At 61.3% G+C, this 21,244-nt stretch carries 19 protein-coding genes; 3 read left to right on the top strand and 16 right to left on the bottom strand.

Going from position 1 to position 21,244, the window contains the following annotated elements:
• The 12 genes from ACWHRL_RS07210 to leuC all read right to left on the bottom strand — a co-directional run bounded on the left by ACWHRL_RS07210 (position 1) and on the right by leuC (position 13,397).
• Positions 1-672, bottom strand: coding sequence for an SPOR domain-containing protein (locus ACWHRL_RS07210; RefSeq protein WP_447528557.1), 672 nt, complete (start codon positions 670-672; stop codon positions 1-3).
• A 60-nt stretch (positions 673-732) separates the two neighbouring features.
• Positions 733-2,022 carry a bifunctional tetrahydrofolate synthase/dihydrofolate synthase gene (gene folC, locus ACWHRL_RS07205; RefSeq protein WP_447895825.1) on the bottom strand — a complete coding sequence of 430 codons (1,290 nt, stop codon included), beginning with the start codon at positions 2,020-2,022 and terminating at the stop codon, positions 733-735.
• On the bottom strand, positions 2,015-3,016 hold the full coding sequence (gene accD / locus ACWHRL_RS07200) for an acetyl-CoA carboxylase, carboxyltransferase subunit beta (protein ID WP_447528555.1): 1,002 nt from the start codon (positions 3,014-3,016) through the stop codon (positions 2,015-2,017). Before accD ends, folC begins: the two co-directional genes overlap by 8 nt.
• A gap of 89 nt (positions 3,017-3,105) precedes the next feature.
• On the bottom strand, positions 3,106-3,909 hold the full coding sequence (gene trpA / locus ACWHRL_RS07195; RefSeq protein ID WP_447528554.1) for a tryptophan synthase subunit alpha: 804 nt from the start codon (positions 3,907-3,909) through the stop codon (positions 3,106-3,108).
• Positions 3,910-3,917: 8 nt separating this feature from the next.
• On the bottom strand, positions 3,918-5,168 hold the full coding sequence (gene trpB, locus ACWHRL_RS07190) for a tryptophan synthase subunit beta (protein WP_447895824.1): 1,251 nt from the start codon (positions 5,166-5,168) through the stop codon (positions 3,918-3,920).
• A gap of 52 nt (positions 5,169-5,220) precedes the next feature.
• Positions 5,221-5,868: a phosphoribosylanthranilate isomerase gene (locus ACWHRL_RS07185; RefSeq protein WP_447895823.1), complete on the bottom strand. Its 648-nt coding sequence runs from the start codon at positions 5,866-5,868 to the stop codon at positions 5,221-5,223.
• Between the two features lie 52 nt (positions 5,869-5,920).
• Positions 5,921-6,862 (bottom strand): tRNA pseudouridine(38-40) synthase TruA, encoded by a 942-nt coding sequence (gene truA / locus ACWHRL_RS07180; protein WP_447895822.1) that lies wholly within the window; start codon positions 6,860-6,862, stop codon positions 5,921-5,923.
• A gap of 25 nt (positions 6,863-6,887) precedes the next feature.
• A complete protein-coding gene (locus ACWHRL_RS07175; protein ID WP_447895821.1) occupies positions 6,888-8,756 on the bottom strand; it encodes a FimV/HubP family polar landmark protein in 1,869 nt (622 codons plus the stop codon).
• A 179-nt stretch (positions 8,757-8,935) separates the two neighbouring features.
• Positions 8,936-10,048 (bottom strand): aspartate-semialdehyde dehydrogenase, encoded by a 1,113-nt coding sequence (asd, locus tag ACWHRL_RS07170; protein WP_447895820.1) that lies wholly within the window; start codon positions 10,046-10,048, stop codon positions 8,936-8,938.
• Between the two features lie 114 nt (positions 10,049-10,162).
• Positions 10,163-11,245 carry a 3-isopropylmalate dehydrogenase gene (gene leuB, locus ACWHRL_RS07165; RefSeq protein WP_447895819.1) on the bottom strand — a complete coding sequence of 361 codons (1,083 nt, stop codon included), beginning with the start codon at positions 11,243-11,245 and terminating at the stop codon, positions 10,163-10,165.
• 31 nt (positions 11,246-11,276) lie between these two features.
• Complete coding sequence (gene leuD / locus ACWHRL_RS07160) at positions 11,277-11,924, bottom strand: 3-isopropylmalate dehydratase small subunit (RefSeq protein WP_447895817.1); 648 nt, start codon at positions 11,922-11,924, stop codon at positions 11,277-11,279.
• 3 nt (positions 11,925-11,927) lie between these two features.
• Positions 11,928-13,397: a 3-isopropylmalate dehydratase large subunit gene (gene leuC / locus ACWHRL_RS07155; protein WP_447895816.1), complete on the bottom strand. Its 1,470-nt coding sequence runs from the start codon at positions 13,395-13,397 to the stop codon at positions 11,928-11,930.
• Positions 13,398-13,556: 159 nt separating this feature from the next.
• Here leuC and ACWHRL_RS07150 point away from each other — a divergent pair, with 159 nt between their 5' ends.
• Entirely contained in the window at positions 13,557-14,429 is an 873-nt protein-coding gene (locus tag ACWHRL_RS07150) for a LysR family transcriptional regulator (RefSeq protein ID WP_447895815.1), read from the top strand.
• 96 nt (positions 14,430-14,525) lie between these two features.
• Here ACWHRL_RS07150 and ACWHRL_RS07145 read toward each other — a convergent pair whose 3' ends face one another.
• From ACWHRL_RS07145 to ACWHRL_RS07135, 3 genes are all read right to left on the bottom strand, one after another.
• Positions 14,526-15,101 (bottom strand): nucleotidyltransferase family protein, encoded by a 576-nt coding sequence (locus ACWHRL_RS07145; protein ID WP_447895814.1) that lies wholly within the window; start codon positions 15,099-15,101, stop codon positions 14,526-14,528.
• 170 nt (positions 15,102-15,271) lie between these two features.
• Complete coding sequence (locus ACWHRL_RS07140) at positions 15,272-15,619, bottom strand: DOPA 4,5-dioxygenase family protein (protein WP_447895813.1); 348 nt, start codon at positions 15,617-15,619, stop codon at positions 15,272-15,274.
• A gap of 388 nt (positions 15,620-16,007) precedes the next feature.
• Positions 16,008-16,430 carry a GFA family protein gene (locus ACWHRL_RS07135; protein WP_447528543.1) on the bottom strand — a complete coding sequence of 141 codons (423 nt, stop codon included), beginning with the start codon at positions 16,428-16,430 and terminating at the stop codon, positions 16,008-16,010.
• A gap of 194 nt (positions 16,431-16,624) precedes the next feature.
• Here ACWHRL_RS07135 and ACWHRL_RS07130 point away from each other — a divergent pair, with 194 nt between their 5' ends.
• Entirely contained in the window at positions 16,625-17,938 is a 1,314-nt protein-coding gene (locus ACWHRL_RS07130) for a hypothetical protein (protein WP_447895812.1), read from the top strand.
• A 24-nt stretch (positions 17,939-17,962) separates the two neighbouring features.
• On the opposite strand, the gene ACWHRL_RS07125 is transcribed toward ACWHRL_RS07130, so the two are convergent.
• On the bottom strand, positions 17,963-18,481 hold the full coding sequence (locus tag ACWHRL_RS07125; RefSeq protein WP_447528541.1) for a zinc ribbon-containing protein: 519 nt from the start codon (positions 18,479-18,481) through the stop codon (positions 17,963-17,965).
• A gap of 172 nt (positions 18,482-18,653) precedes the next feature.
• On the opposite strand from ACWHRL_RS07125, the gene leuS reads away from it, so the two are divergent.
• On the top strand, positions 18,654-21,239 hold the full coding sequence (gene leuS, locus ACWHRL_RS07120; protein WP_447895811.1) for a leucine--tRNA ligase: 2,586 nt from the start codon (positions 18,654-18,656) through the stop codon (positions 21,237-21,239).
• Positions 21,240-21,244 lie beyond the last annotated feature (5 nt).

Raw genomic sequence — 21,244 nt, 5'->3', positions numbered from 1 at the left:
TCAGTCTCGTACCCTGACCAGTAGCCCTTGAACGTTGGCCCGCTGTTTGATCAGCGCCATCGCCGACTCGCCCTCTTCCGCGGTGGCGTAGGGGCCGACGTACACGGACGTCAGGTCATTGTCCCGGGCGCGGCGAAACGCGCTAAACCCCTGGCCCGAGAGCTGATCGCTCAGCCGCTCGGCGTTGCTCACATCACCGAAACTCCCCACTTGAACCGCCCATTCGCCCTGCTCGGCGGTCGCCGGTGCCCCGGCACTTTCGCTCTCACTGGAGGAGGACGAATTGGAGGAGGTGTTGGACGTCGCCGCGTTGGAGGCGACCAAATCGGCGATCGGGTCCGCCTCGGCGGGTGCCGGGGGGGACGTGCTTTCGGCTTCGGCCGCCGCTTGACCAGTCTGCGGCTGGGCGGGGTCGGCGCCGATAGGATCGGTAATGATCTCGCCTCCCGCGTCTTCGGACTGCCCCCCCTGGGGCATGGCCTCGATACTGGCGGGCATTTCGGGCGCGGGGACGTTTTGACGCGTGACGTTATTGGGCTGTTCGATGACGAACGTCGGCTGGGGACGCTCTTCGCGGGGAGCCGGGTCGCTCATTAGCCAGGGCACGAAAATCGCCAGCAGCGCGAGCAAAATCACAATTCCGCTAATGCGTTCCGTTTTACCGTATTTCATATCCCTCTCCTCAAAGCGTGGGGCCGGCCAGGCCAGGAAGTCTCGCGAATACGCATAGCATCAGGCTTGCGGTAGCGAACACTCCAAAAGCGCAGCAACGGTTTTAAACGAACCCATGGCAAGCACACGATCATTACTGCTTAGCTGTTCCTCGATAAGCGCGACCCCCGCTTGCGGCGACTCGGCCATGCCTTGAACCACGCCGCCTTTCGCCCGAATGCGCTGGGCCAGATCATCGGCGCTACGGCCACGCTCACCGTCAAGGCTCACGCAAACCCAGTCGCTCACCCGGGGCATCAGTGCTTCGATCACGCCGTCAGCATCCTTGTCCTCGAGCATACCGATCAAGGCCCATTGACGCCCGCCTTCGCCAGGCGTGGGTAGGCGGCTAGCCACATAGCGCGCAGCGTGAGGATTGTGCCCGACATCCAGACACCACTGGCCGATCCACTGCATACGCCCGGCCACGATCAGCGCGCGAAACGCCTGATTGACCAGCGCGGTATCGAACCCGACACCGACCAGCGCCAGCGCTTGAAGAGCCGTCGCGGCGTTGTCGATCGGAAGTCCGGGATCCGCCAGCGCATCCAGCGACACCGTATCGCCGTCACGGGTCAACCCGTGCCAGCACCAGGCGGTGGCCAGGTCGCTACTCGCCTTGGCGTCGGCGCTGTGCTTGAAGCCTACGCCCAACGCGTAAATGGTGGAAGCCATGGCAATGGCGGTATCCGGCACGCTGACCGGCAGCGACCGGCTGCCCAGCACCGCGGGCTTGAGTGGGCGAAAAATACCGGCCTTTTCGCGCCCGATCTGCTCGAGATCAGACCCCAGGTAGTCGGCGTGATCAAGCGCAACCGTGGTTACCACGCTCACGTCGGGCTCGACTACGTTGACCGCGTCCAGGCGCCCCCCCAGGCCCACTTCCAGAAACGCCAAGTCCAAATCCTGTTGCGAAAGCGCCCAGAGCGCGCAGAGCGTTCCGGCCTCGAAGTAGGTCAGGCTGACCTCTGGGGCGTCGGTACGCGCTTTTTCGACGCGCTCGAAGCCCTCGATGAGCTGCGCATCGCTTGCCAGTTGGCCGTTGAGGGTCACCCGCTCGTTATAGCGCACCAGGTGCGGCGAGGTGTAAGCACCCGTTCGAAAGCCATGGGCCCGGGCTACGGCGTCCATCATGGCAAGGGTCGAGCCCTTGCCATTAGTGCCAGCCACCATCACCACGCGCGTTGCCACGGGCCGCTCGAACAGCCCCATACGCGTCGCCACTTCGGACACCCGGTCAAGGCCCATATCGATGCCGACGGGGTGCAGCGTTTCCAAATGGTCGAGCCAGTCGGCTAAAGAGCTAGGCATTGCGGTTGGATTCGTCGCTCGCTGCGTTGGCAGTCGTCGATGCGCTGGCTTCGAAGGCGTTGGCCAACGCCTCTTCATCGACCAGGGGCTCGCTCACCTGGGTGCTGGTGTCCTCGATCGCTTCGACCTGGGGCCGGGCGCTTTGGTGGGTCAGCTTACGCAGTATCCCGCCTACCCGATCGCGCATTTCGTGGCGGTGAACGATCATGTCCACGGTGCCGTGCTCGAGCAAAAACTCGCTGCGCTGGAAGCCTTCCGGCAACGTTTCGCGAACGGTCTGCTCGATGACCCGCGGGCCGGCAAAGCCGATCAGCGCGTTCGGCTCGGCGATATTGAGATCGCCAAGCATCGCAAGTGACGCCGAGACGCCGCCGAATACCGGGTCAGTCAACACCGAGATGTAGGGAATACCCGCCTGCTTGAGCCGTTCGAGCGCCGCAGAGGTTTTCGCCATCTGCATCAGCGAGAAAAGCGCCTCTTGCATCCGCGCCCCGCCGGAGGCACCAAAGCAGACCAGTGGAATCTGCTGTTCGAACGCGACTGTGGCGGCGCGCACGAATTTCTCACCCACGATGGCGCCCATCGAGCCGCCCATGAAGGTGAACTCGAAAGACACAGCCACGATGGGCAGGCCGTCGAGCTCGCCACGCATAGCGATCAGTGCGTCTTTCTCACCGGTCTCTTTTTGCGCGGCCGCCAAGCGGTCCTTGTACTTCTTGGAGTCTCTGAACTTGAGCCGGTCGACGGGCTCGAGATCGGCAGCGATCTCTTCGCGGCCCTCTTTATCCAGGAACCAGTCGAGGCGTTTGCGCGCCGTGAGCCTTAAGTGATGCTCGCACTTGGGGCAAACGTTTTGATGTTTTTCAAGTTCGGGGAGGTAAAGCACCGCCTCGCACTTGGGACATTTACGCCAAAGACCGTCGGGCACGCTGGCACGACGGTCCTTACGCTGGATACGCCCCATGGAGGGTACGATTTTATCTAACCAGCTCATATCAAAAAGGCTTCCGTATACGTCAATGCCCGGCCTTGCCAGGCGAATGAGTGTCGTCGATCAAATCAGTGTAGACAATGGAGGCACTCTTAGGCGTCCATCGCCGTGCGCATTTCGGCCAGCACGGTTTTAAGCTCGCCGGCAATCACTTCCGGGGTATCGGCATTCTCGGCGATACGGTTCACCAATGCGCTACCTACGATGACCCCGTCGGCCACTTTGGACACTTCGGCGGCGGTCACGCCATCGCGAATACCAAAGCCCACGCAGAGCGGAAGATTCGTCATCTCACGCAGCGGCGCAAGGTGCTCGGCCACGTCCTGGGCATTGAGCGTGGCAGCGCCGGTCACCCCTTTGAGCGACACGTAGTAAAGATACCCCTGTCCATGGGCGCATATTGTAGCGGCTCGGGCATTGGAAGTGGTAGGTGCAACCAGAAAAATTGCAGCTAAATCACGCTCTTTCAAGAGCGGGCCGAACTCCTCGGCTTCTTCCGGCGGCATATCGACCACGAGCACACCGTCCACGCCGACGCTTGCCGCTCTATCGGCAAAATTGGCGTAGCCGATACGCTCGATCGGGTTCAAATAGCCCATCAGCACCACTGGCGTGGTGGTATCGGTTTGGCGAAACTCCGCGACCATGTCGAGAAGATCCACCAGGCGGGTGCCCTTTAAGAGCGCACGCTCACAGGCTTTTTGAATCACCGGGCCGTCGGCCATGGGATCGGAAAACGGGACGCCAAGCTCGATCACGTCGGCGCCGGCATCTACCAACGCGTGCATGAAACCGACGGTGTGCTCGGGGCCGGGATCGCCGGCGGTGATGTAGGGGATCAAGGCCTTGCGGCCCTGCTGTTTAAGTTCGTCGAAGCGCTGATCGATACGGTTCATGCTGACCCTTAAAACTTGAGACCGTCAATATTGGCAACGGTCATGATGTCTTTATCACCCCGGCCCGAGAGGTTGACCACGATATGCTGGTCGGTGCGCATGGTCGGCGCCAGCACCTTGGCGTGAGCCAGCGCGTGGGCGGACTCCAGCGCCGGCATGATGCCTTCCATGCGGGTAAGCTCACGAAACGCCTCGAGCACTTCCTTGTCGTTGGCGGCCACGTAGTTGACGCGCCCGACATCCTTCCAAAGCGAATGCTCGGGACCGACGCCCGGGTAGTCGAGCCCGGCAGAGATCGAGTGGGTGTCCGAGACCTGTCCGGCCTCGTCGGACATCAGGTAGGTGCGGTTACCGTGCAGCACGCCCCGCGGCGCGTTGGAGGCCAAGGGCGCGGCGTGGCGACCGGTTTCCATTCCATCGCCGCCGGCTTCGACACCGTACATGGTAACGTCGTCGTCCTCGATGAACGGGTAGAAGAGCCCGATGGCGTTGGAGCCGCCCCCCACGCAGGCCACCAGCGCGTCCGGCAGCCGGCCGATCTGCTCGAGCGACTGGCGCCGCGCCTCGCGTCCGGTCACGGCGTTGAAGTCGCGCACCAACTGCGGATACGGGTGCGGCCCCGCCACGGTGCCGATAATGTAAAAGGTGTTGTCGACGTTGGTGACCCAGTCGCGCAGCGCTTCGTTCATGGCATCTTTCAAGGTCCGCGTACCGGATTCCACCGGAATCACCCGGGCGCCAAGCAAGTGCATGCGGTAGACGTTGAGCTTTTGGCGCTCCACGTCCTGGGCGCCCATGTAGACATCGCACTCAAGGCCTAAGCGCGCGGCGACGGTGGCCGTGGCCACGCCGTGCTGGCCCGCGCCGGTTTCGGCAATCACCCTGGGCTTGCCGGTCTTTTTGGCCAGAAGCGCTTGGCCGATAGTGTTGTTTACCTTGTGGGCACCGGTGTGGTTCAGGTCTTCACGCTTGAGCCATATCTGCGCCCCGCCGAGCTGCTCGGACCAGCGCTTGGCGTGATAAAGCGGCGATGGCCGCCCCACGTAGTGCGCAAGGTCATAATCGAACTCGGCCTGAAAATCCGGGTCGTCGCGCAGGCTGGCGTAGGTCTTCTCCAGCTCTTCAAGCGCGAAGCTCAGGGTTTCCGAGACGAAGCGGCCGCCGTAGGGGCCGTAATGGCCGCGGGCGTCCGGCATTTTGGTCAAATCGCTAAACCGGGTCTTTACGATGTCGGTGTCACCAGTTGCTGAGACAGTCACAGAGGTACCTCACAAGATCGCCCGAGCAGGCAAACAATAAATGAACGTAGCGTCACGAATCGGCGCCGGCTCGATCCGGCGTTTCGGCGTCGGCAAGCGCTACCTGACGAACGAATGCGCTCATCAAGGCCGAGTCCTTGACGCCGGGAGACGCCTCGATACCGCCGGAAACATCCAGCGCGTAGGGCGCAACGCGAGCCGCCGCCTCCCCCGCATTGGAGGAGGTCAATCCACCCGCGAGGATAACAGGTTTTGCAAGAGATGCGGGAATTCTAGACCAATCGAAGGTCTCGCCGGTACCGCCTGGAATGCCGGGCCGGTAGGCGTCGAGCAGCAGCGCCTGAGCCCCTCGATACTCAACGCTCGCTTGGTGTAAATCCACGCCGTCACGCATGCGTAGCGCTTTGATCCAGGGCGCACCAAACTGCTCGCAAAACGCCGCTGATTCGTCACCATGAAACTGCAAAAGATCCAGATACGGCAGACAGCGCTCTATGTCGTCAGCATTTTGGTTGACGAAAAGCCCCACCCGGGTAACGAAGGCCGGTACCCGCTGGCTGAGCCCTTCAAGCTTGCGTGGCGTAAGCGCCCGTTTGCTTTCTGGCCACATGACGAAGCCGAGCGCGTCGACCCCAAGGGCAACGGCGCACTCGATATCCTCGGCCCGGGTAAATCCACAAAACTTGATGCGCGTGCGCATGGCGCTCCTCGGCTTAAAAAATGGGGGGACGCTAATGATGAGACCGCAGCGCTCAAGGCGTTGAAGAGCCCTTTGCCGCCGCTTTGGGGCTATCGGCAAACGTGAGCTTGCGCCTGGCGGCGATGCGCGGGTTGTCCGGCAGCACCCGGTCACCGGTCCACTCGCCGGTAAAGGCAAGCAGGTTCGGCCCTAGCGGCTCCTGGGGGAGCGCAAAACGCTCGTCGTAAATCGAGTCGACGAAGTGAAGGCCGCAGGCCGGCGCCGTCACATCGCCTTCGCGACGGCTTTTTTTGGCCAGCAGCGCCTCGATATAGCCTTCGTTTTGCGCACCGCGCCCTACACTTGCCAGCGCCCCGGCGATATTGCGAATCATGTGATGCAAGAAGGCGTTACCCTGGATATCGATGACCACCAGTTGCCCGTAGCGATGCACTTCGCAAAAGTGCATCTGCCGCCAGGGGGTTTTGGACTGGCACCCCGCCGCACGAAAGCTCGAGAAATCGTGCTCGCCCACCAGCGCCTGGGCGGCGCGGTGCATGGCGCCTGCATCCAGGGGGTCGCGACACCAGGTTACGTTGTGGCGCTCCAGCACCGGCCGGCTTGGCTGGTTCAAGAAGAGATAGCGGTAGCGCCGCCCAAGCGCCCCCAGCCGGGAGTGAAAGTCATCGGATACCGGCTTGACCCAGCGAATGGCGACATCCTTGGGCAGATTGGTGTTGGCGCCGAAGATCCAGGCTTTTTCGCTGCGCTGGGCGGGCGGGTCGAAGTGGACGACCTGGCGGGTAGCGTGTACGCCGGAGTCGGTGCGCCCGCTTGCGTGAATTTGCACCGGCGCCCCGGCCACCTTCGCCAGCGCCTGCTCGACGGCCCCTTGCACGGAGGCGGCGTGCTTCAAGCGCTGAAAGCCGCTAAAGCGCGTGCCGTCGTACTCGATACCCAGGGCCAGCCGCCCGGTGAGCGGCGTGGTTTCATCAAAGTGGTAAAAAAGCGTCATTAGCCACGCCGTGTTGGAAAAAGGGTTAGCTATTATCCCGGCGTCGCGGCTTAAATGCTACCTCCTCGATTTCCCACTGCGGCTCAGTAGAAGATGGCGGCTCGGTCGCGCCAACGTCCTGGGAAAGCGGCTTTGCGTCAATGTCTTCGGGTGCAGTCGCGCGCGCCGGGGGGTAATCGATCAGGTGATTCGACGAACTATCCGGGGCTTTCGGCGCCAGCGCCGGTTCATCTTGTTCGACAGGCTCTAACGCCTCGCTGAACGCCCCGGCAGACTCAGGTTCGTCTGGCTCGCCTGGCGCGTCGTTTGGCGCCCAGGGCGCGGGTTCCATCAGGTCTTGTTCGGCCAGGGCGCGGCGTTCGACCGCCAGGGTTTGCGGCCCGGGGCTTTCTGGCATCTGTGGCTCAGGTGTTTCATCAACAGGCGGTGTTGCGACTGGCGATGAAGCGGCAGCGGCCGGCACGGTGTGGCTCGGCGGTGCAGCGGATGCCGCGGGCGCTACCGGCGTAACCGGTAGAGGCGCAGCCTCCCACTGGCGTTCGCGACGCTTACGGCTGATCACCATGGCCGCCAGCAGCAGCAAAAGCGCAATACCCGCAAGCCACACCCAGCGCTCGCGAAGCGATGCCCAGACGCCAGGCGCCGGGGCGCTTGGCTGCGTACTGGCCGAGACGGGCCCGGTTTGAGCCAGCGCGAGCGTTTGTACATCGCCAAGGGTTTGGCGCAGCGCCGCCACCTCCTCTCTCAGTGTGTCGATTTCTGCCGCCTGGCGAGCCTGTTCATCCAAAAGTGCCTGATACTCGCCGCCATTGGGTGCGGCTTCGGCGGTGGGAAGCGGCGAAAATGGCGCCAGCGCCTGGCTTACAACCGCCGTAGGCGCGACGCCGCTATCGGCCAGCAGCGGGATCGCGGGCGTTTCCGCCTCACCGGCGGCCAGCGCCGCCTCGAGACTGAGCGAGGCCATTAACGCATCCAACACCGCGGCTTCGACGTCGGCCTCTTCGCCGGCCGGCGGCGAAGGCTCCCGGGCGCTACCTTGCTCGCTACTCTCGCCACCGCTTGGCTCAGCGGCCCGAGGCGCGGCCGGCGCTTGCGCGACGGCTTGATTTTGAGGCTCGGGCGAAGCAGCGCCGCGCGCCGGCGATTCGCCGCTGCGTGCGCTCACAGCTCGGGCGGCCTGCTGCGGGCTTCGTCCTAGCGCCTCTTCCCGGGAAGGCAGGCGCAGGCGCTGGCCAACGCGGAGCGAGTCGATGCTTTCCCCGGCGAATGCGGCCGGGTTGGCCTCTGCCAGCGCGGCGATCATCTGCTGAACGTCGACGCCGGGAGCGCGGGTTCTCAGGGCGATATCCCAAAGCGTGTCGCCGGGCTGAACGGTGGTATGGGTGGCATCCGGCTGGGCGCTTGCTGGCGGGGCCGACCGCGATGGAGGTGGTGATGGCGCCGGGGCCGGCGCAGCGGTTTGGCGCACGTCCGCAACCTCAGCGCCTGGTTGGCCGGGCAGGTAATCCACCGGGTCGAACAGCAGCGTGACCGCTTGAGTTTGGCGCCCGGCGGGAGTATCGAGGGTAATCAGCACATCGAGCCAGGGCGCGCTCACCGCCTGGGGGCTACTCAGGCGTAAAAAAGTGCGCCCGTTTTGGCGTACCGGCGTCACCTCTAGATTGGATAGCAGCGGCGACCACTCGAGCCCTAGCGCGCTGAACGCAAAGGGCTCGGCCACGCTTGCCCGAATATCCTCCACGCGGTAACCATCGCTTTCAAGCAGATCCACCGTGGCATCGAGCGGCGCTTGAAGCGGTGAAAGCGTTGTCGCATGGCCCAGGCCCAAGGCAAGCGCGGCCGGGCTCAGCGTTGCAAGAACGAGCCAAACACTGGTGGCTAGCGTTTTATTCATCAAGGCCCCTTGCCTTTGATTACCCACGAGCCCTGAGTGACGGGCCCCACTCATCATTCTTTATTACTATAACCTGGCGAGTTAAACCTTCCTTGGGAAGTTTAGCGAGTTTTAAGGTATGCAAATAAAAAGGGAAGCCACTGGGGCTTCCCTTTTTCAGGCGTTAAACCTTATCGAGCTTACCGCTCGCGCAGAATCTTCAGCATACGCTTGAGCGGCTCCGCTGCGCCCCACAGAAGCTGGTCGCCTACGCTGAACGCCGACAGGTATTCGCCGCCCATGTTGAGCTTTCTAAGCCGGCCCACCGGTACATCCAGGGTGCCGGTGGCGGCCGTGGGCGTCAGCCCCGCGATGGTGGCGTCTTTATCGTTGGGGATCAGCTTGACCCACTCGTTGTGCTTGGCGATCCGGTCTTCGATCTCATCGAGCGGCACGTCCTGCTTGAGCTTGATGGTGAACGCCTGGCTGTGCGAGCGCATTGCGCCGATACGCACGCAGAGACCGTCGATGGGGATCGGGTTATCGCCCAGCCCCAAAATCTTGTTGGTCTCGACGAAGCCCTTCCACTCTTCGCGGCTCTGGCCGCTGTCGAGCTTGCTGTCGATCCAGGGGATGAGACTTCCAGCCAAGGGCGCCGCGAAGTTCTCGATGGGAAAATCACTGCCGCGCATTTTGGCAGTGACCTGGCGGTCGATATCCAGAATCGCGCTGGCCGGATCGTCGAGGTCAGCCGCCACGCTTTGGCGCAGATCGCCCATCTGGTTCAAGAGCTCGCGCATGTGCTTGGCGCCAGAGCCCGAGGCCGCCTGGTAGGTCATCGAGGTCATCCACTCGATCATGCCGGCCTCGAACAGACCGCCAAGCCCCATTAGCATCAGGCTCACGGTGCAGTTGCCGCCGCAGAAGGTTTTCGTGCCCTTGGCGAGCTGCTCGTCGATCACGCGGCGGTTGACCGGGTCGAGCACGATGGTGGTCTCGTCTTCCATGCGCAGGGTGCTGGCCGCGTCGATCCAGTAGCCGTTCCAGCCGCTCTTGCGCAGGTCGCCGTAAACCTTCTTGGTGTAGTCGCCGCCCTGGCAGGTAATGATGACGTCCAGCGCCTTGAGCGCCTCCAGGTCAAAGGCGTCTTTTAGTGCCGGCACATCGACGCCGATGTCGGGTCCTGGCTGGCCAACCTGAGAAGTGGTGAAAAACACCGGCTCGATGCCGTTGAAATCACCATCTTCCTGCATACGGTTCATTAGAACCGAGCCCACCATCCCCCGCCAGCCTACAAAACCGACCTTCAACATATAACGTCCTCCAGTAGATTAAAGTCTTCTCAACACCACTATAACAAAAGAGATCGGCCGCTGCGTAAGGCGGCCGATCTCGTTAAACGTTTCTAACCTCGAGGCCTGCCCGCTTTAGCCAAGCCGGGCAAACGCCGCGAGCACGGCGTCGCCCATCTCGACCGTCGAGGTGCTCGGCTCGCCGCTCTGGGCGATATCCGCCGTGCGCAGCCCCTGGTCGAGCACGTCGCCCACGGCGGTTTCGATGCGCGCGGCAAGGCGGGGCTCGTTGAGCGAGTAGCGCAGCATCATGGCCACCGACAGCATCATCGCCAAGGGGTTGGCGATGTTTTGCCCGGCGATGTCCGGGGCGCTGCCGTGGCAGGGCTCGTACATGCCCTGGCCGGATTCGTTGAGCGAGGCCGAGGGCAACATGCCGATAGAGCCGGTTAGCATGGCAGCCGCATCGGAAAGGATGTCGCCGAACATGTTGCCGGTCACCACCACGTCGAACTGCTTGGGCGCACGCACCAGCTGCATGGCCGCGTTATCCACGTACATGTGCGAGAGCTCGACATCCGGGTACTCCGGCGCCAGCCGCTCCATCACCTCGCGCCACAGGATGGTCACTTCCAGTACGTTGGCTTTATCGACCGAACAGAGTTTCTTGCCCCGTTTTTGGGCCATCTCGAACGCCACGCGGCCGATACGCTCGATCTCGCTTTCCGAATAGACGTAGGTATTGAAGCCCACGCGTTCGCCACCGCGCTCTTCGATACCCCGCGGCTCGCCAAAATAAATGCCGCCGGTGAGCTCGCGCACGATCATGATATCGAGCCCGGCGACCAGTTCAGGCTTCAAACTCGAGGCGCTGGCCAGCTGCGGGTACAAAAGCGCCGGGCGCAGGTTGCCGAAAAGCCCCAGATGTTTGCGCAATCCCAAAAGCCCCTTTTCCGGGCGCTTCGAGAGATCCTCGATCTTGTCCCACTTCGGCCCGCCGACCGCGCCGAGCAAAATGGCGCTGGCGGCTTTGGCTTTCTCGAGCGTTTCAGCCGGCAGCGGCTCGCCGTGAACGTCATAAGCCGAGCCACCGACCAGCGCCTCTTCGACGTCGATATCGAGCCCCGCCTCCTGACAGGCTTTTAGCAGGCGTGCCGCCTGGGCGGCAATTTCCGGGCCGATACCGTCGCCGGGCAGCAGTAAAACTTTCTGGGTCATGCGGTTTCCTCAACAAACGAAGCGGTAAATCTCAAGCGGGCTGACGGAAAAGCCAGGGGCGAGCGGCCTTGTGCTTTTGCTCGAAGGCGCGAATGGCGTCCTCGTCTTTCAGGGTAATGCCGATATCGTCCAGGCCTTCGAGCAGGCAGTGCTTGCGAAACGCATCGACCTCGAAGGCGAAGCTGTCGCCGCCGGGGGTGGTCACGCGCTGGCCTTCCAGGTCGATATCCAGGCGGTAGCCCTCAACCGTTTCGACCTCCTGGAATAACTGCTCTACCTGCTCTTCCGGCAACGTGATCAGCAAAATGCCGTTCTTGAAGGCGTTGTTGTAGAAGATATCGGCAAAGCTTGGCGCAATCACCACCCGAAAACCGAAGTCCTCGAGCGCCCAGGGCGCGTGCTCCCGGGAGCTGCCGCAGCCGAAGTTACGCCGCGCCAGCAGCACCTGGGCGCCCTGGTAGCGGGGCTGGTTCAAAACGAACCCTTCGTTGAGCGGGCGCTCGGAGCAGTCCTGGCCCGGCTGGCCTTCATCGAGGTAGCGAAGCTCGTCGAACAGGTTCACGCCAAAGCCGGTACGCTTGATGGATTTCAAGAACTGCTTCGGGATGATCAGGTCGGTATCGACGTTGGCGCGATCCAGCGGCGCTACCAGGCCTTCGAGACGTTCGAACTTTTTCATGGCTTAGGCCTCCTGGGCGTGGCTTTCATCGTTGGCGGGCAATGTACGGACATCCACAAAATGTCCGGCAATCGCGGCGGCGGCGGCCATGGCCGGGCTTACCAGGTGGGTGCGCCCGCCATAGCCCTGGCGGCCTTCGAAGTTACGGTTGGAAGTCGAGGCGCAGTGCTCGCCGGCACCGAGCTTGTCGGCGTTCATCGCCAGACACATCGAGCAGCCCGGCTCGCGCCACTCGAAACCCGCCTCGGTGAAGATCTTGTCGAGGCCTTCCGCCTCGGCCTGGCGTTTCACGAGCCCCGAGCCCGGCACCACCATGGCCAGCTTGATCGAATCCGCCACCTTCTTGCCCCTGGCGACTTTCGCGGCTTCACGTAAGTCTTCGATACGTGAGTTGGTGCAGGAGCCGATGAACACCTTGTCGAGCTTGATATCGGTGATCTTCTGGTTCGCCTGCAGGCCCATGTACTCCAGCGCCCGGGTGTGGCTACGCTGTACCGTGTCATCCACGGCGGCCATCGGGTCCGGCACCTGGCCGGTAATACCGGTGACCATCTCCGGGCTTGTGCCCCAGCTCACTTGGGGTTCGATCTCTTCCGCCTGAAGGGTGACGACCTTGTCGAATTCGGCGTCCGCGTCGGAGACCAGCTCGCGCCAGTCGGCCACCGCGGCTTCCCACTGCTCGGCGGTGGGCGCGAAAGGACGCTTGCCGAGATAGTCGATGGTGGTGTCGTCCACACCAATGAGCCCGACCCGGGCGCCGGCTTCGATGGCCATATTGCAGACCGTCATACGCCCTTCCATGGAGAGCGAACCAATGGCGCTGCCGGCGAACTCTATGGCGTAGCCAGTACCGCCGGCGGTGCCGATCTCGCCGATGATCGCCAGCACCACGTCCTTGGCGGTCACGCCCAGGCCCAACTCGCCTTCGACGCGCACCTGCATGTTCTTCATTTTTTGCGCCAGCAGACACTGGGTCGCCAGCACGTGCTCGACTTCCGAGGTACCGATACCGTGGGCAAGGGCTGCGAAAGCGCCGTGGGTGGCGGTGTGGGAGTCGCCGCACACCACGGTCATCCCCGGCAGCGTGGCGCCCTGCTCCGGACCGACCACGTGGACGATGCCCTGGCGTGGGTCGTTGATCTTGAACTCTTCGATGCCGTACTCGCCGCAGTTGTCGTCCAGGGTTTGTACCTGGATCAGCGAAACCGGGTCTTCGATACCGCTGTTGCCCGCGGCGCGCTCCTTGAGCGTAGTAGGCACGTTGTGATCGGGTGTAGCCAAATTGGCGTCGAGCCGCCAGGGCTTACGCTTGGCCAGGCGCAGGCCTTCAAACGCCTGGGGCGAGGTCACCTCGTGGAGCAGCTGGCGGTCGATATAGATGAGCGCCGTGCCGTCATCGCGCTGCTTCACCAGGTGTTGATCCCAGAGTTTATCGTAAAGGGTTTGGCCTGACGTCTCGGTGTGACCTGACATTGTGCTCTCCCGGGCGGTGCCCTGCTGGTTCGGTCCGGCGTTTTCGCCTTGCCCGCCTCTTGGGGCGGTTTTAGTGAAGCCAGTGTTGCGCGCCTCGCGCATAAAAGCAATTCATGTTATTTATGGATTGGATTCCAAAAAGGAATAGCGAGAACATCCATGGATACCCAAAGCCTCCAGGCCTTTATCGCCGTTGCTGAGTCGCAGAGCTTTTCCCGCGCCGCCGAGCAGCTCCATCTGACCCAGCCGGCGGTCAGCAAGCGTATCGCGACTCTCGAAGCCCAGGTCGGCACCCGGCTTTTCGACCGCATAGGCCGGCGTATCGCGCTAACCGAAGCAGGGCATCTTTTGCGCCCCAGGGCGCTGCGTATTTTGCAGGCCGTAGAAGATAGCCGCCGGGCGCTGGCGAACCTTTCCGGCCAGGTGGGCGGCACGTTGACCTTGGGCACCAGCCATCACATCGGTCTTCACCGCCTACCGCCGGTGCTCAAACACTACACCGAGCAGCATCCGGAGGTAGCGCTGGATCTACACTTTTTGGATTCGGAGCTTGCCTATCAGAACGTACTGGACGGCACGCTCGAGATCGCCGTCGTCACCCTGGCCCCGGCGCCGTTTGAGCAGCTGGAAACCGTCGAGCTTTGGCGCGACCGGCTCTGCTTCGTTTGCGCGCCGGACCACCCCCTTCGCCGCTCCTCCGTGCCCATCACGCTCGAGACGCTGTGCGATCACAACTGCGTGATGCCCGGGTCCAGAACCTTCACCCATGCGTTGATTCAAAAGCGCTTCGAAAATGCCGGGCTCACGCTTCACGTAAGCATGGCGACCAACTACCTCGAAACGCTCAAAATGATGTGCAGCGTGGGGCTGGGCTGGAGTCTGCTACCCGAAAAAATGCTCGACGACACCATCGTGGAGCTAAATGTTCAAACACCGCGTATCGAGCGCCCACTAGGCTACCTGGTGCACACCAACCGTACGCTTTCCAACGCCGCCAGCCGCATGATCGAGGCACTGACCAAACACTATTGATTTACAAGCGATGCATTTGCACTTCGTGGGACGAAAGCCCTTGGGGCTTTTGAAGTAAATGTCTAAAGCGGTCCAGACAGCAAGCAAACTTAATTCTCAGGCGTCTCTGGCATCCGGCGAGACAGGCAAGCCCTTCACGGTTAGCCCCGGCCACTGCCGCAGCCACCCTTTTTCGGCAAGGCGCGCTTGAAACGCTACGAGTTTCGGCCGCGCCGGGTTGAGGGTAATGGTCAGTTCGAAAAGCGCCGCCACGCCAAAGGGCGCGACCAGCCGAATCCTTCCGCGCTCATCGAGTAGCGCCCCCACCGCGGTTTCTACCTCCACCCAGTGACGCATGGCGTCTTCGCATGAGCCGTAGGGCGCATCAGCGTTGCGGGTATGCATCCGCGCCTGGTTTTTCACCGACCAGGGCAGTGCCATGCGCCGGTTAAGTTCCAACTCCAGGGCGCGGTCCGTCTCGGGGCGAGTATCCTGGGGGTCGAAATAGATCAAATCGATGTCGTTGAGCGGCGTGGCATTATCGAAGCCGTGTGCTTTATCCCAGGCCAGGTTGCGCACAAACCCGGCGGCCAGACACCACTGGCTCAGCCCAAAACCGGCCGCCACCCTTAGCGCCTGCATACGCAAGCGGTCCTGACCCAGCCACGCAATCAGTCTGGCCTCGTTGGTCATTTTGCGCCCGGATAACCGTTTGGATTTAGTGATGTTGAGTCGTAAGTATTCCCGCTCATCGAGGCCCCTTATGCCTTACTCCAAACGCGTCATACCCCGCTTTTAGCACCACACGCAAAGGGCAGTAAAGAACTCGTACGCAAAGTGTTGATCGGTACTGGCTAACCACTTTATAAACCATTCAGATCCAGCGCCACCGGCTCACCGAGCCAGTAGGCGTAGGTTGTGTGATCCTCGATCGTGTTACCCGTTAGGGCGTGGACCAATACGCTCAGGCCCTTTCTGTTCGCATCCAACCAGGCAATGAACTGCTCGAAGCTTTCCTGACCAAACGCGATCTGGCAGCTCCACTTGGTGTGCGGCCCCACGCACTCCTGGTGCACGCGGCCAACCTTGAGGCCAAATATTTCGCCAGCCTCGGCGCAGAGTTTGGTGGCGAACACGACCGTTTTTTCGTCGAAGTAGACGTGGGCGTGGTAAGCCTTGTGAAGGTTAACGGGTCTGTTGGGTTGATTCATTGGAAGCCTCGCTCTCGATTAACCGAATGGGATCGCCATACGCATTTAGCCGACGCTTATTTCATTCAGCAGCGTTAAGCAGGTGATCCTTTTGGAACGTGGGTATGAATATACGTTTCGAGGTTTGCACTATTGAGCACTACGAGGCGCTTCAAATACTCCATTACCATGATCCAAGTCATGATCGGGAAGAAATCTTTAGAAGACACCAAAAATCAATACCGTCCCATCAGGCGCCCGAGAAAACGTACCAGGACATTAGGGCGTGCCGACACCCCCCTTTATAGACCTTCCCTGCGGCATTTCTGCCCCCGCACCGTACCCTGCTCTACACAAATGTTGCCCGCACAACCTTTCAGTCGTTCAGCCTCTCTGGTGGGCCTACGCGCTACTTTTCTGAATACTGTGTAAATAGCTGCTCGCCGGTCAGGTTGCGAGTTTTTTGAGTAAAGGAGTAGAACGCAGGCTTTTGCTCGATGAAGACCTGCTCGGCGAACGTCCATTCGTTATCACCTTTGAAAAGCCCTACCGGAATCCCGTGAAAACCGCCGTCCTTCAAACGGAAAAACAGGTGAGTGCCACACTGATTACAAAAGCCGCGCTCCGCCCAGTCGGATGACGCGAATGTCGTAATATACTCGACGCCCTCGAACCTTACGTCAGCGCCGCACTCCGCCACTAATAGCGGGCCGCCGCCCCACTTTCGGCAGGTTTCACAGTGACAAGCACTGACTTGATCATTGTCGATTTTAGCGGCCAAACGAACATTTCCACACAGGCAAGCACCGTGCTTCTCTGATAGCGAGGTCATAAAAATCTCTCCGTAACGCGTTGTGGGTTGGAATCTTGTACCAGGCGCTGGAACGCTCTATTGAAGTTTACTTGCTCATTGCCCTTTTGTGTTGATCATTGCGCTTTACTCGTAGCACAGCGCGTAGCCGCCCTTCTGCTGGCCTTTAGCCGCTTTCCCGATTAGCCTAATCCTTCGAAGTTAAAGGATTACGTATGGATCAAACGACCTCTCGGCGGCGCCTGGCGGGCACGCTCGCCTTGCTTGGGCTTTTTTTGCAGATTATCGGGTTTACGCCCTTCATCACCTCGACCCAGCTTGTGAGTTACCTACTTTGGGCGGCGGTCATCCTGCTTTGGAAAGACATTCCCAAGCGCTCGCGCGTGCAGGCGGCGGCGCTGATCGGGATTGGCGGGCTGATGCTTTTGGCTGCGCGGTTCCTATACGGCGCCGATGTGGATTGGCCGCACGTGCTGGAAGGTAACGTGTTCGTGGTCGCGATGCTGATCGGGGTGAGCTTTATCTCGCTGGTCGGCCGGCAAGGCAACAAACCCGCGGCGGGTAAGCGACTGACCGGCAGCGGTGGTGTACTGCGCACCTGGCTTGGGGTGCACTTTCTGGGCACAATTTTGAACCTTTCCACCGTGTTCATGGTGGGCGATCGCATCGCGCGGCGAAGTCCGCTCACCACACCGCAGTTTTTAGCACTCAACCGCGGACTCTCGAGCGCTGCTTTATGGTCGCCGTTTTTTGCGTCCATGGGGGTGGTGATCGCACTGGCGCCCGAGGTTCAGTACAGCCAAATCGCCCTGGTGGGCTTTCCTATCGCCATGCTTTCCGGGCTAATTACGACGCTGGAGCTTCGCCGCCGCTTCGATTTAAGCGGCGTCGACGGCTTTTCGCTCTCACCGCGTAGTCTCTTCATGCCGCTGGGCATGGCGTTTGGGGTGATGCTCTTTCACTTTTGGTTCACGCCGTCGCTTTCGATCGTGAGTATCATTACCTTTTTACTGCCCGGCGTGGCGCTCGCGGTCAATCTACGCGAGGGTCCCATCTTCACGGCAAAGCGGATTCGCCAGCACACCTTCAACCGATTGCCCGCCATGCGCGGGGAAATATCCCTTTTTCTGGCCGCCGGGCTTTTGACCGTTGGCCTTTCCACGCTGGTCAACGCCGCGGCGGGGGATGAGTGGACGCTGTTCGAGCGCTTCGCCACCGGCCAGGCGATGATCAGCTATGTCGCAATTTTATTGAGTGCCCTGGCGGGGCTTCATCCGATCATCGGGGTGTCGGTGCTGGCCTCGATACTGAATCTTTCTGCCAGCGAGCAGACGCTGTTCGCCTTTGTCGCCCTGAGTAGTTGGGCGGTGGGCACCAGCGTCGGGCCGCTTTCGGGGATCAATCTTTCGCTGCAGGGGCGCTACGGGGTAAGCGGCTATCAGATGATGCGCGACAACCTGGCCTACGCCGCCATCATGAGCCTGCTCTCGCTGGGCGCGATCGCAGGCATCGGGCAGTTTAGCGCTTGAATCGTCGAAATCCGGTTTGTGAACTCAGGTTTCGATGATCTTGTTGGGGAAGCGGTAGAAGTAGCGATGGCCGCATTCATGGCAGGGCTCCAGCCGCGCAACGCCGCTAAGCATGACCTGGGCGTCGCAATGAACGCAGGCCATAAGGCCAGGAGCTGCCAGCTCGCCTTCGCAGTAGTCAGCCCGGGCCGCCTCTAAATCGTCTTCGAATCGCTCGCGCTCGACCACGCTGCGATCGGCGATGGATAAAAGCGACTCGACCACGCGCCGCGAAACCCCATCGACATCGATACCCAGCCACTGCGCCACCTGTTTGCCGGTATCCGACATGTAGTGGCGCATGTCACGCAAATCGCGTTCGACCCAGGCGCGCAGAAGCGCCAGTTCGTCCTTGGTGTACTCCTCGAACTCGGCTTCAAAGGCGACGGCGTCGTCCAGATCCCTTTGCAGATTCGTCCAGGTGAGCTCACCGGTACCATCTTTCATACGCTCGAGCAGGCGCTCGTAGCCTTCGCGTAAACGGTGGTCGTTATCTCGTTCCATGGTTACTCTCCTGTTTCAGTACCACGCGGTCCTTGCTTGAAGGGCTATCACCGGCTAACCGTTCAAGGTTACACCAGCATAGGATACAATCGGCACTACTTATCTGACAGCCGCCATTATCATTCATACTGCGCCCTTGTGGGGCGAATTACGCCAAGGCATTGAAAAACCGATGGATGCACACTATAGCCCTCGCGAGATCGAACGTGACGCCCAACAGTACTGGGACAAGAATCAGTGCTTCAAAGCCGTAGAAGACGCCAATCGCGAAAAGTTCTATTGCCTTTCCATGTTCCCCTACCCTAGCGGTAAGCTTCACATGGGTCACGTGCGTAACTACACCATTGGCGATGTGGTTTCGCGTTTTCATCGTATGCAGGGCAAAAACGTCATGCAGCCCATGGGCTGGGACGCCTTCGGCATGCCGGCGGAAAACGCCGCCATTCAAAATCAGGTGCCACCCGGCGAGTGGACCTACCAGAATATCGATTACATGCGCACCCAGCTCAAGGCGTTGGGCTTCGCCTACGACTGGAGCCGAGAATTCGCCACCTGCGATACGAGCTATTACCGCTGGGAGCAGTGGTTCTTCACCAAACTCGTCGAAAAGGGCCTGGTCTACAAGAAGATGTCCACGGTGAACTGGGACCCGGTGGACCAGACGGTGCTGGCCAACGAGCAGGTCATCGAAGGCCGCGGCTGGCGCTCCGGCGCGTTAGTCGAGCGTAAAGAGATTCCGCTATGGTTTCTGAAGATCACCGACTACGCCGACGAATTGCTGGCTGATCTGGACAAGGTCGAGTGGCCCGAGCAGGTCAAGACCATGCAGCGCAACTGGATCGGCAAGTCAAAAGGCGTCGAGCTCAGCTTTGATATCGAAGCCGCGGACGGCGCCGCGTGTGAGCCGCTTTCGGTCTACACCACCCGCCCGGATACGCTGATGGGCGTGACCTATGTGGCCGTGGCCGCCGGCCACCCGCTGGCGAAAGAAGCCGCCGCGCATAACCCAGAGCTTGCGACGTTTTGCGAGGAGTGCGCCAAGGGCGGCACCTCGGAAGCCGAGATGGCCACCAAGGAGAAGCTGGGGATGGCGACCGGCCATAGCGCCGTGCATCCGCTTAGCGGTGAGCGGGTGCCGGTGTTCGTTGCCAACTTCGTGCTCATGGAGTTCGGCACCGGCGCGGTCATGGCCGTGCCCGCCCACGACCAGCGCGACTGGGAGTTCGCCACCAAGTACGGTGTCGAGATCAAACCCGTCATTGCCGACGAAAACGGCGAAACGCCGGATCTCAGCCAGGCGGCGTACGTGGAGCACGGCACGCTGATCAACTCAGGTGACTTCGATGGCCTCGAGTTTGAGGCGGCTTTTGATGCCATCGCCGCCAAAATTTCCGAGCTCGGCCGCGGCGAGACCAAGACCAACTACCGCATTCGCGACTGGGGCGTGGCCCGCCAGCGTTACTGGGGCGCGCCGATTCCGGTGAAGTACGGCCCCGAAGGTCAGACCGTGCCGCTGACCGATGACGAGCTGCCCGTTGAACTTCCCATGGAAGTCACCGTGGATGCCTCGGGCTCGCCGCTCAAGAAGATGCCGGCATTTTCCGATCTGGGCGATGGCTGGACCCGCGAAACCGATACCTTTGACACCTTCATGGAGTCTTCCTGGTACTTCGCGCGCTTTTGCTGCGCGGACAACCATGATGCGATGCTCGACGAGCGCGCCAACTACTGGCTGCCGGTGGATCTCTACATTGGCGGGATCGAGCACGCCATTTTGCACCTGCTCTACGCCCGCTTCTTCCACAAGCTGATGCGCGATTTCGGCCTGGTCGAATCGGATGAGCCCTTCCAGCAGCTTCTGACCCAAGGCATGGTGATCGCCGAAACCTTCTACCGACCCATGGATAACGGCGGCAAGCAGTGGTTCAACCCGGCGGATGTGGACGTGACCCGGGATGAAAAGGGCCGCCCGGTGAGCGCCGTGTTGATGAGCGACGGCGAGCCGGTGGAAATGGGCGGCATCGAGAAGATGTCCAAGTCGAAAAACAACGGCGTCGACCCGCAGTCGATGATCGACAAGTTCGGCGCGGACACCGTACGTTTGTTCATGATGTTCGCCGCCCCGCCAGAGCAGTCCCTGGAGTGGTCGGATTCCGGCGTGGAAGGCGCGCACCGCTTCTTGAAGCGGCTCTGGCGCCAGGTCAGCGAGCACGTGGAGACAGGTACCCCCGAGGCGCTTTCCGTCGAGGCCCTCGACGAGCATCAAAAGACGCTGCGCCGCAAGACCCACGAAACGATCAAGAAAGCCGGTGACGATATCGGTCGCCGGACCACCTTCAACACTGCTATCGCCGCGGTGATGGAGCTTTCCAACGCGGTGGGCAAATTCGACGACACCTCGCCCCAGGGCCTGGCCGTGGCGCGGGAGGCGTTGGAAGCCAGCGTACTGATTTTGGCACCGATCACCCCGCACCTTTGCCACTCGCTTTGGCAAGCGCTTGGTCATCAGGAGCCAGCCATCGAAGCGAGCTGGCCTGCCGTGGACGAGTCGGCGTTGACCCGGGATAGCTTGGAACTGGTGGTACAGGTCAACGGCAAACTGCGCGCGCGCATCGAGGTACCGGCGAGCGCCGACAAGGCCTCCGTGGAGAAACTCGCCATGGAGAACGACAACGTACAGCGCCACCTCGAAGGCCAAACCGTGCGCAAGGTCATCGTGGTACCCGGCAAGCTGGTCAATATCGTGGTGAGCGGATGAGCACG

This window comes from Vreelandella sp. GE22, assembly GCF_968212445.1.
Note: the sequence above shows the minus strand (reverse complement) of the source record. Positions and strands in the feature narration are given on the sequence as shown.

Excerpts from the sequence above, each read along its gene's own strand:
- truA (WP_447895822.1), bottom strand. The coding sequence starts at position 6,862 with ATGACGCTTTTTTACCACTTTGATGAAACCACGCCGCTCACCGGGCGG.
- ACWHRL_RS07175 (WP_447895821.1), bottom strand. The coding sequence starts at position 8,756 with ATGAATAAAACGCTAGCCACCAGTGTTTGGCTCGTTCTTGCAACGCTG.
- leuD (WP_447895817.1), bottom strand. The coding sequence starts at position 11,924 with ATGAAAAAGTTCGAACGTCTCGAAGGCCTGGTAGCGCCGCTGGATCGC.
- leuB (WP_447895819.1), bottom strand. The coding sequence starts at position 11,245 with ATGACCCAGAAAGTTTTACTGCTGCCCGGCGACGGTATCGGCCCGGAA.
- ACWHRL_RS07210 (WP_447528557.1), bottom strand. The coding sequence starts at position 672 with ATGAAATACGGTAAAACGGAACGCATTAGCGGAATTGTGATTTTGCTC.
- ACWHRL_RS07140 (WP_447895813.1), bottom strand. The coding sequence starts at position 15,619 with ATGAATCAACCCAACAGACCCGTTAACCTTCACAAGGCTTACCACGCC.
- ACWHRL_RS07125 (WP_447528541.1), bottom strand. The coding sequence starts at position 18,481 with ATGGAACGAGATAACGACCACCGTTTACGCGAAGGCTACGAGCGCCTG.
- accD (WP_447528555.1), bottom strand. The coding sequence starts at position 3,016 with ATGAGCTGGTTAGATAAAATCGTACCCTCCATGGGGCGTATCCAGCGT.
- ACWHRL_RS07130 (WP_447895812.1), top strand. The coding sequence starts at position 16,625 with ATGGATCAAACGACCTCTCGGCGGCGCCTGGCGGGCACGCTCGCCTTG.
- trpA (WP_447528554.1), bottom strand. The coding sequence starts at position 3,909 with ATGAACCGTATCGATCAGCGCTTCGACGAACTTAAACAGCAGGGCCGC.
- ACWHRL_RS07135 (WP_447528543.1), bottom strand. The coding sequence starts at position 16,430 with ATGACCTCGCTATCAGAGAAGCACGGTGCTTGCCTGTGTGGAAATGTT.
- ACWHRL_RS07145 (WP_447895814.1), bottom strand. The coding sequence starts at position 15,101 with ATGACCAACGAGGCCAGACTGATTGCGTGGCTGGGTCAGGACCGCTTG.
- ACWHRL_RS07150 (WP_447895815.1), top strand. The coding sequence starts at position 13,557 with ATGGATACCCAAAGCCTCCAGGCCTTTATCGCCGTTGCTGAGTCGCAG.
- leuS (WP_447895811.1), top strand. The coding sequence starts at position 18,654 with ATGGATGCACACTATAGCCCTCGCGAGATCGAACGTGACGCCCAACAG.
- folC (WP_447895825.1), bottom strand. The coding sequence starts at position 2,022 with ATGCCTAGCTCTTTAGCCGACTGGCTCGACCATTTGGAAACGCTGCAC.
- asd (WP_447895820.1), bottom strand. The coding sequence starts at position 10,048 with ATGTTGAAGGTCGGTTTTGTAGGCTGGCGGGGGATGGTGGGCTCGGTT.
- ACWHRL_RS07185 (WP_447895823.1), bottom strand. The coding sequence starts at position 5,868 with ATGCGCACGCGCATCAAGTTTTGTGGATTTACCCGGGCCGAGGATATC.
- leuC (WP_447895816.1), bottom strand. The coding sequence starts at position 13,397 with ATGTCAGGTCACACCGAGACGTCAGGCCAAACCCTTTACGATAAACTC.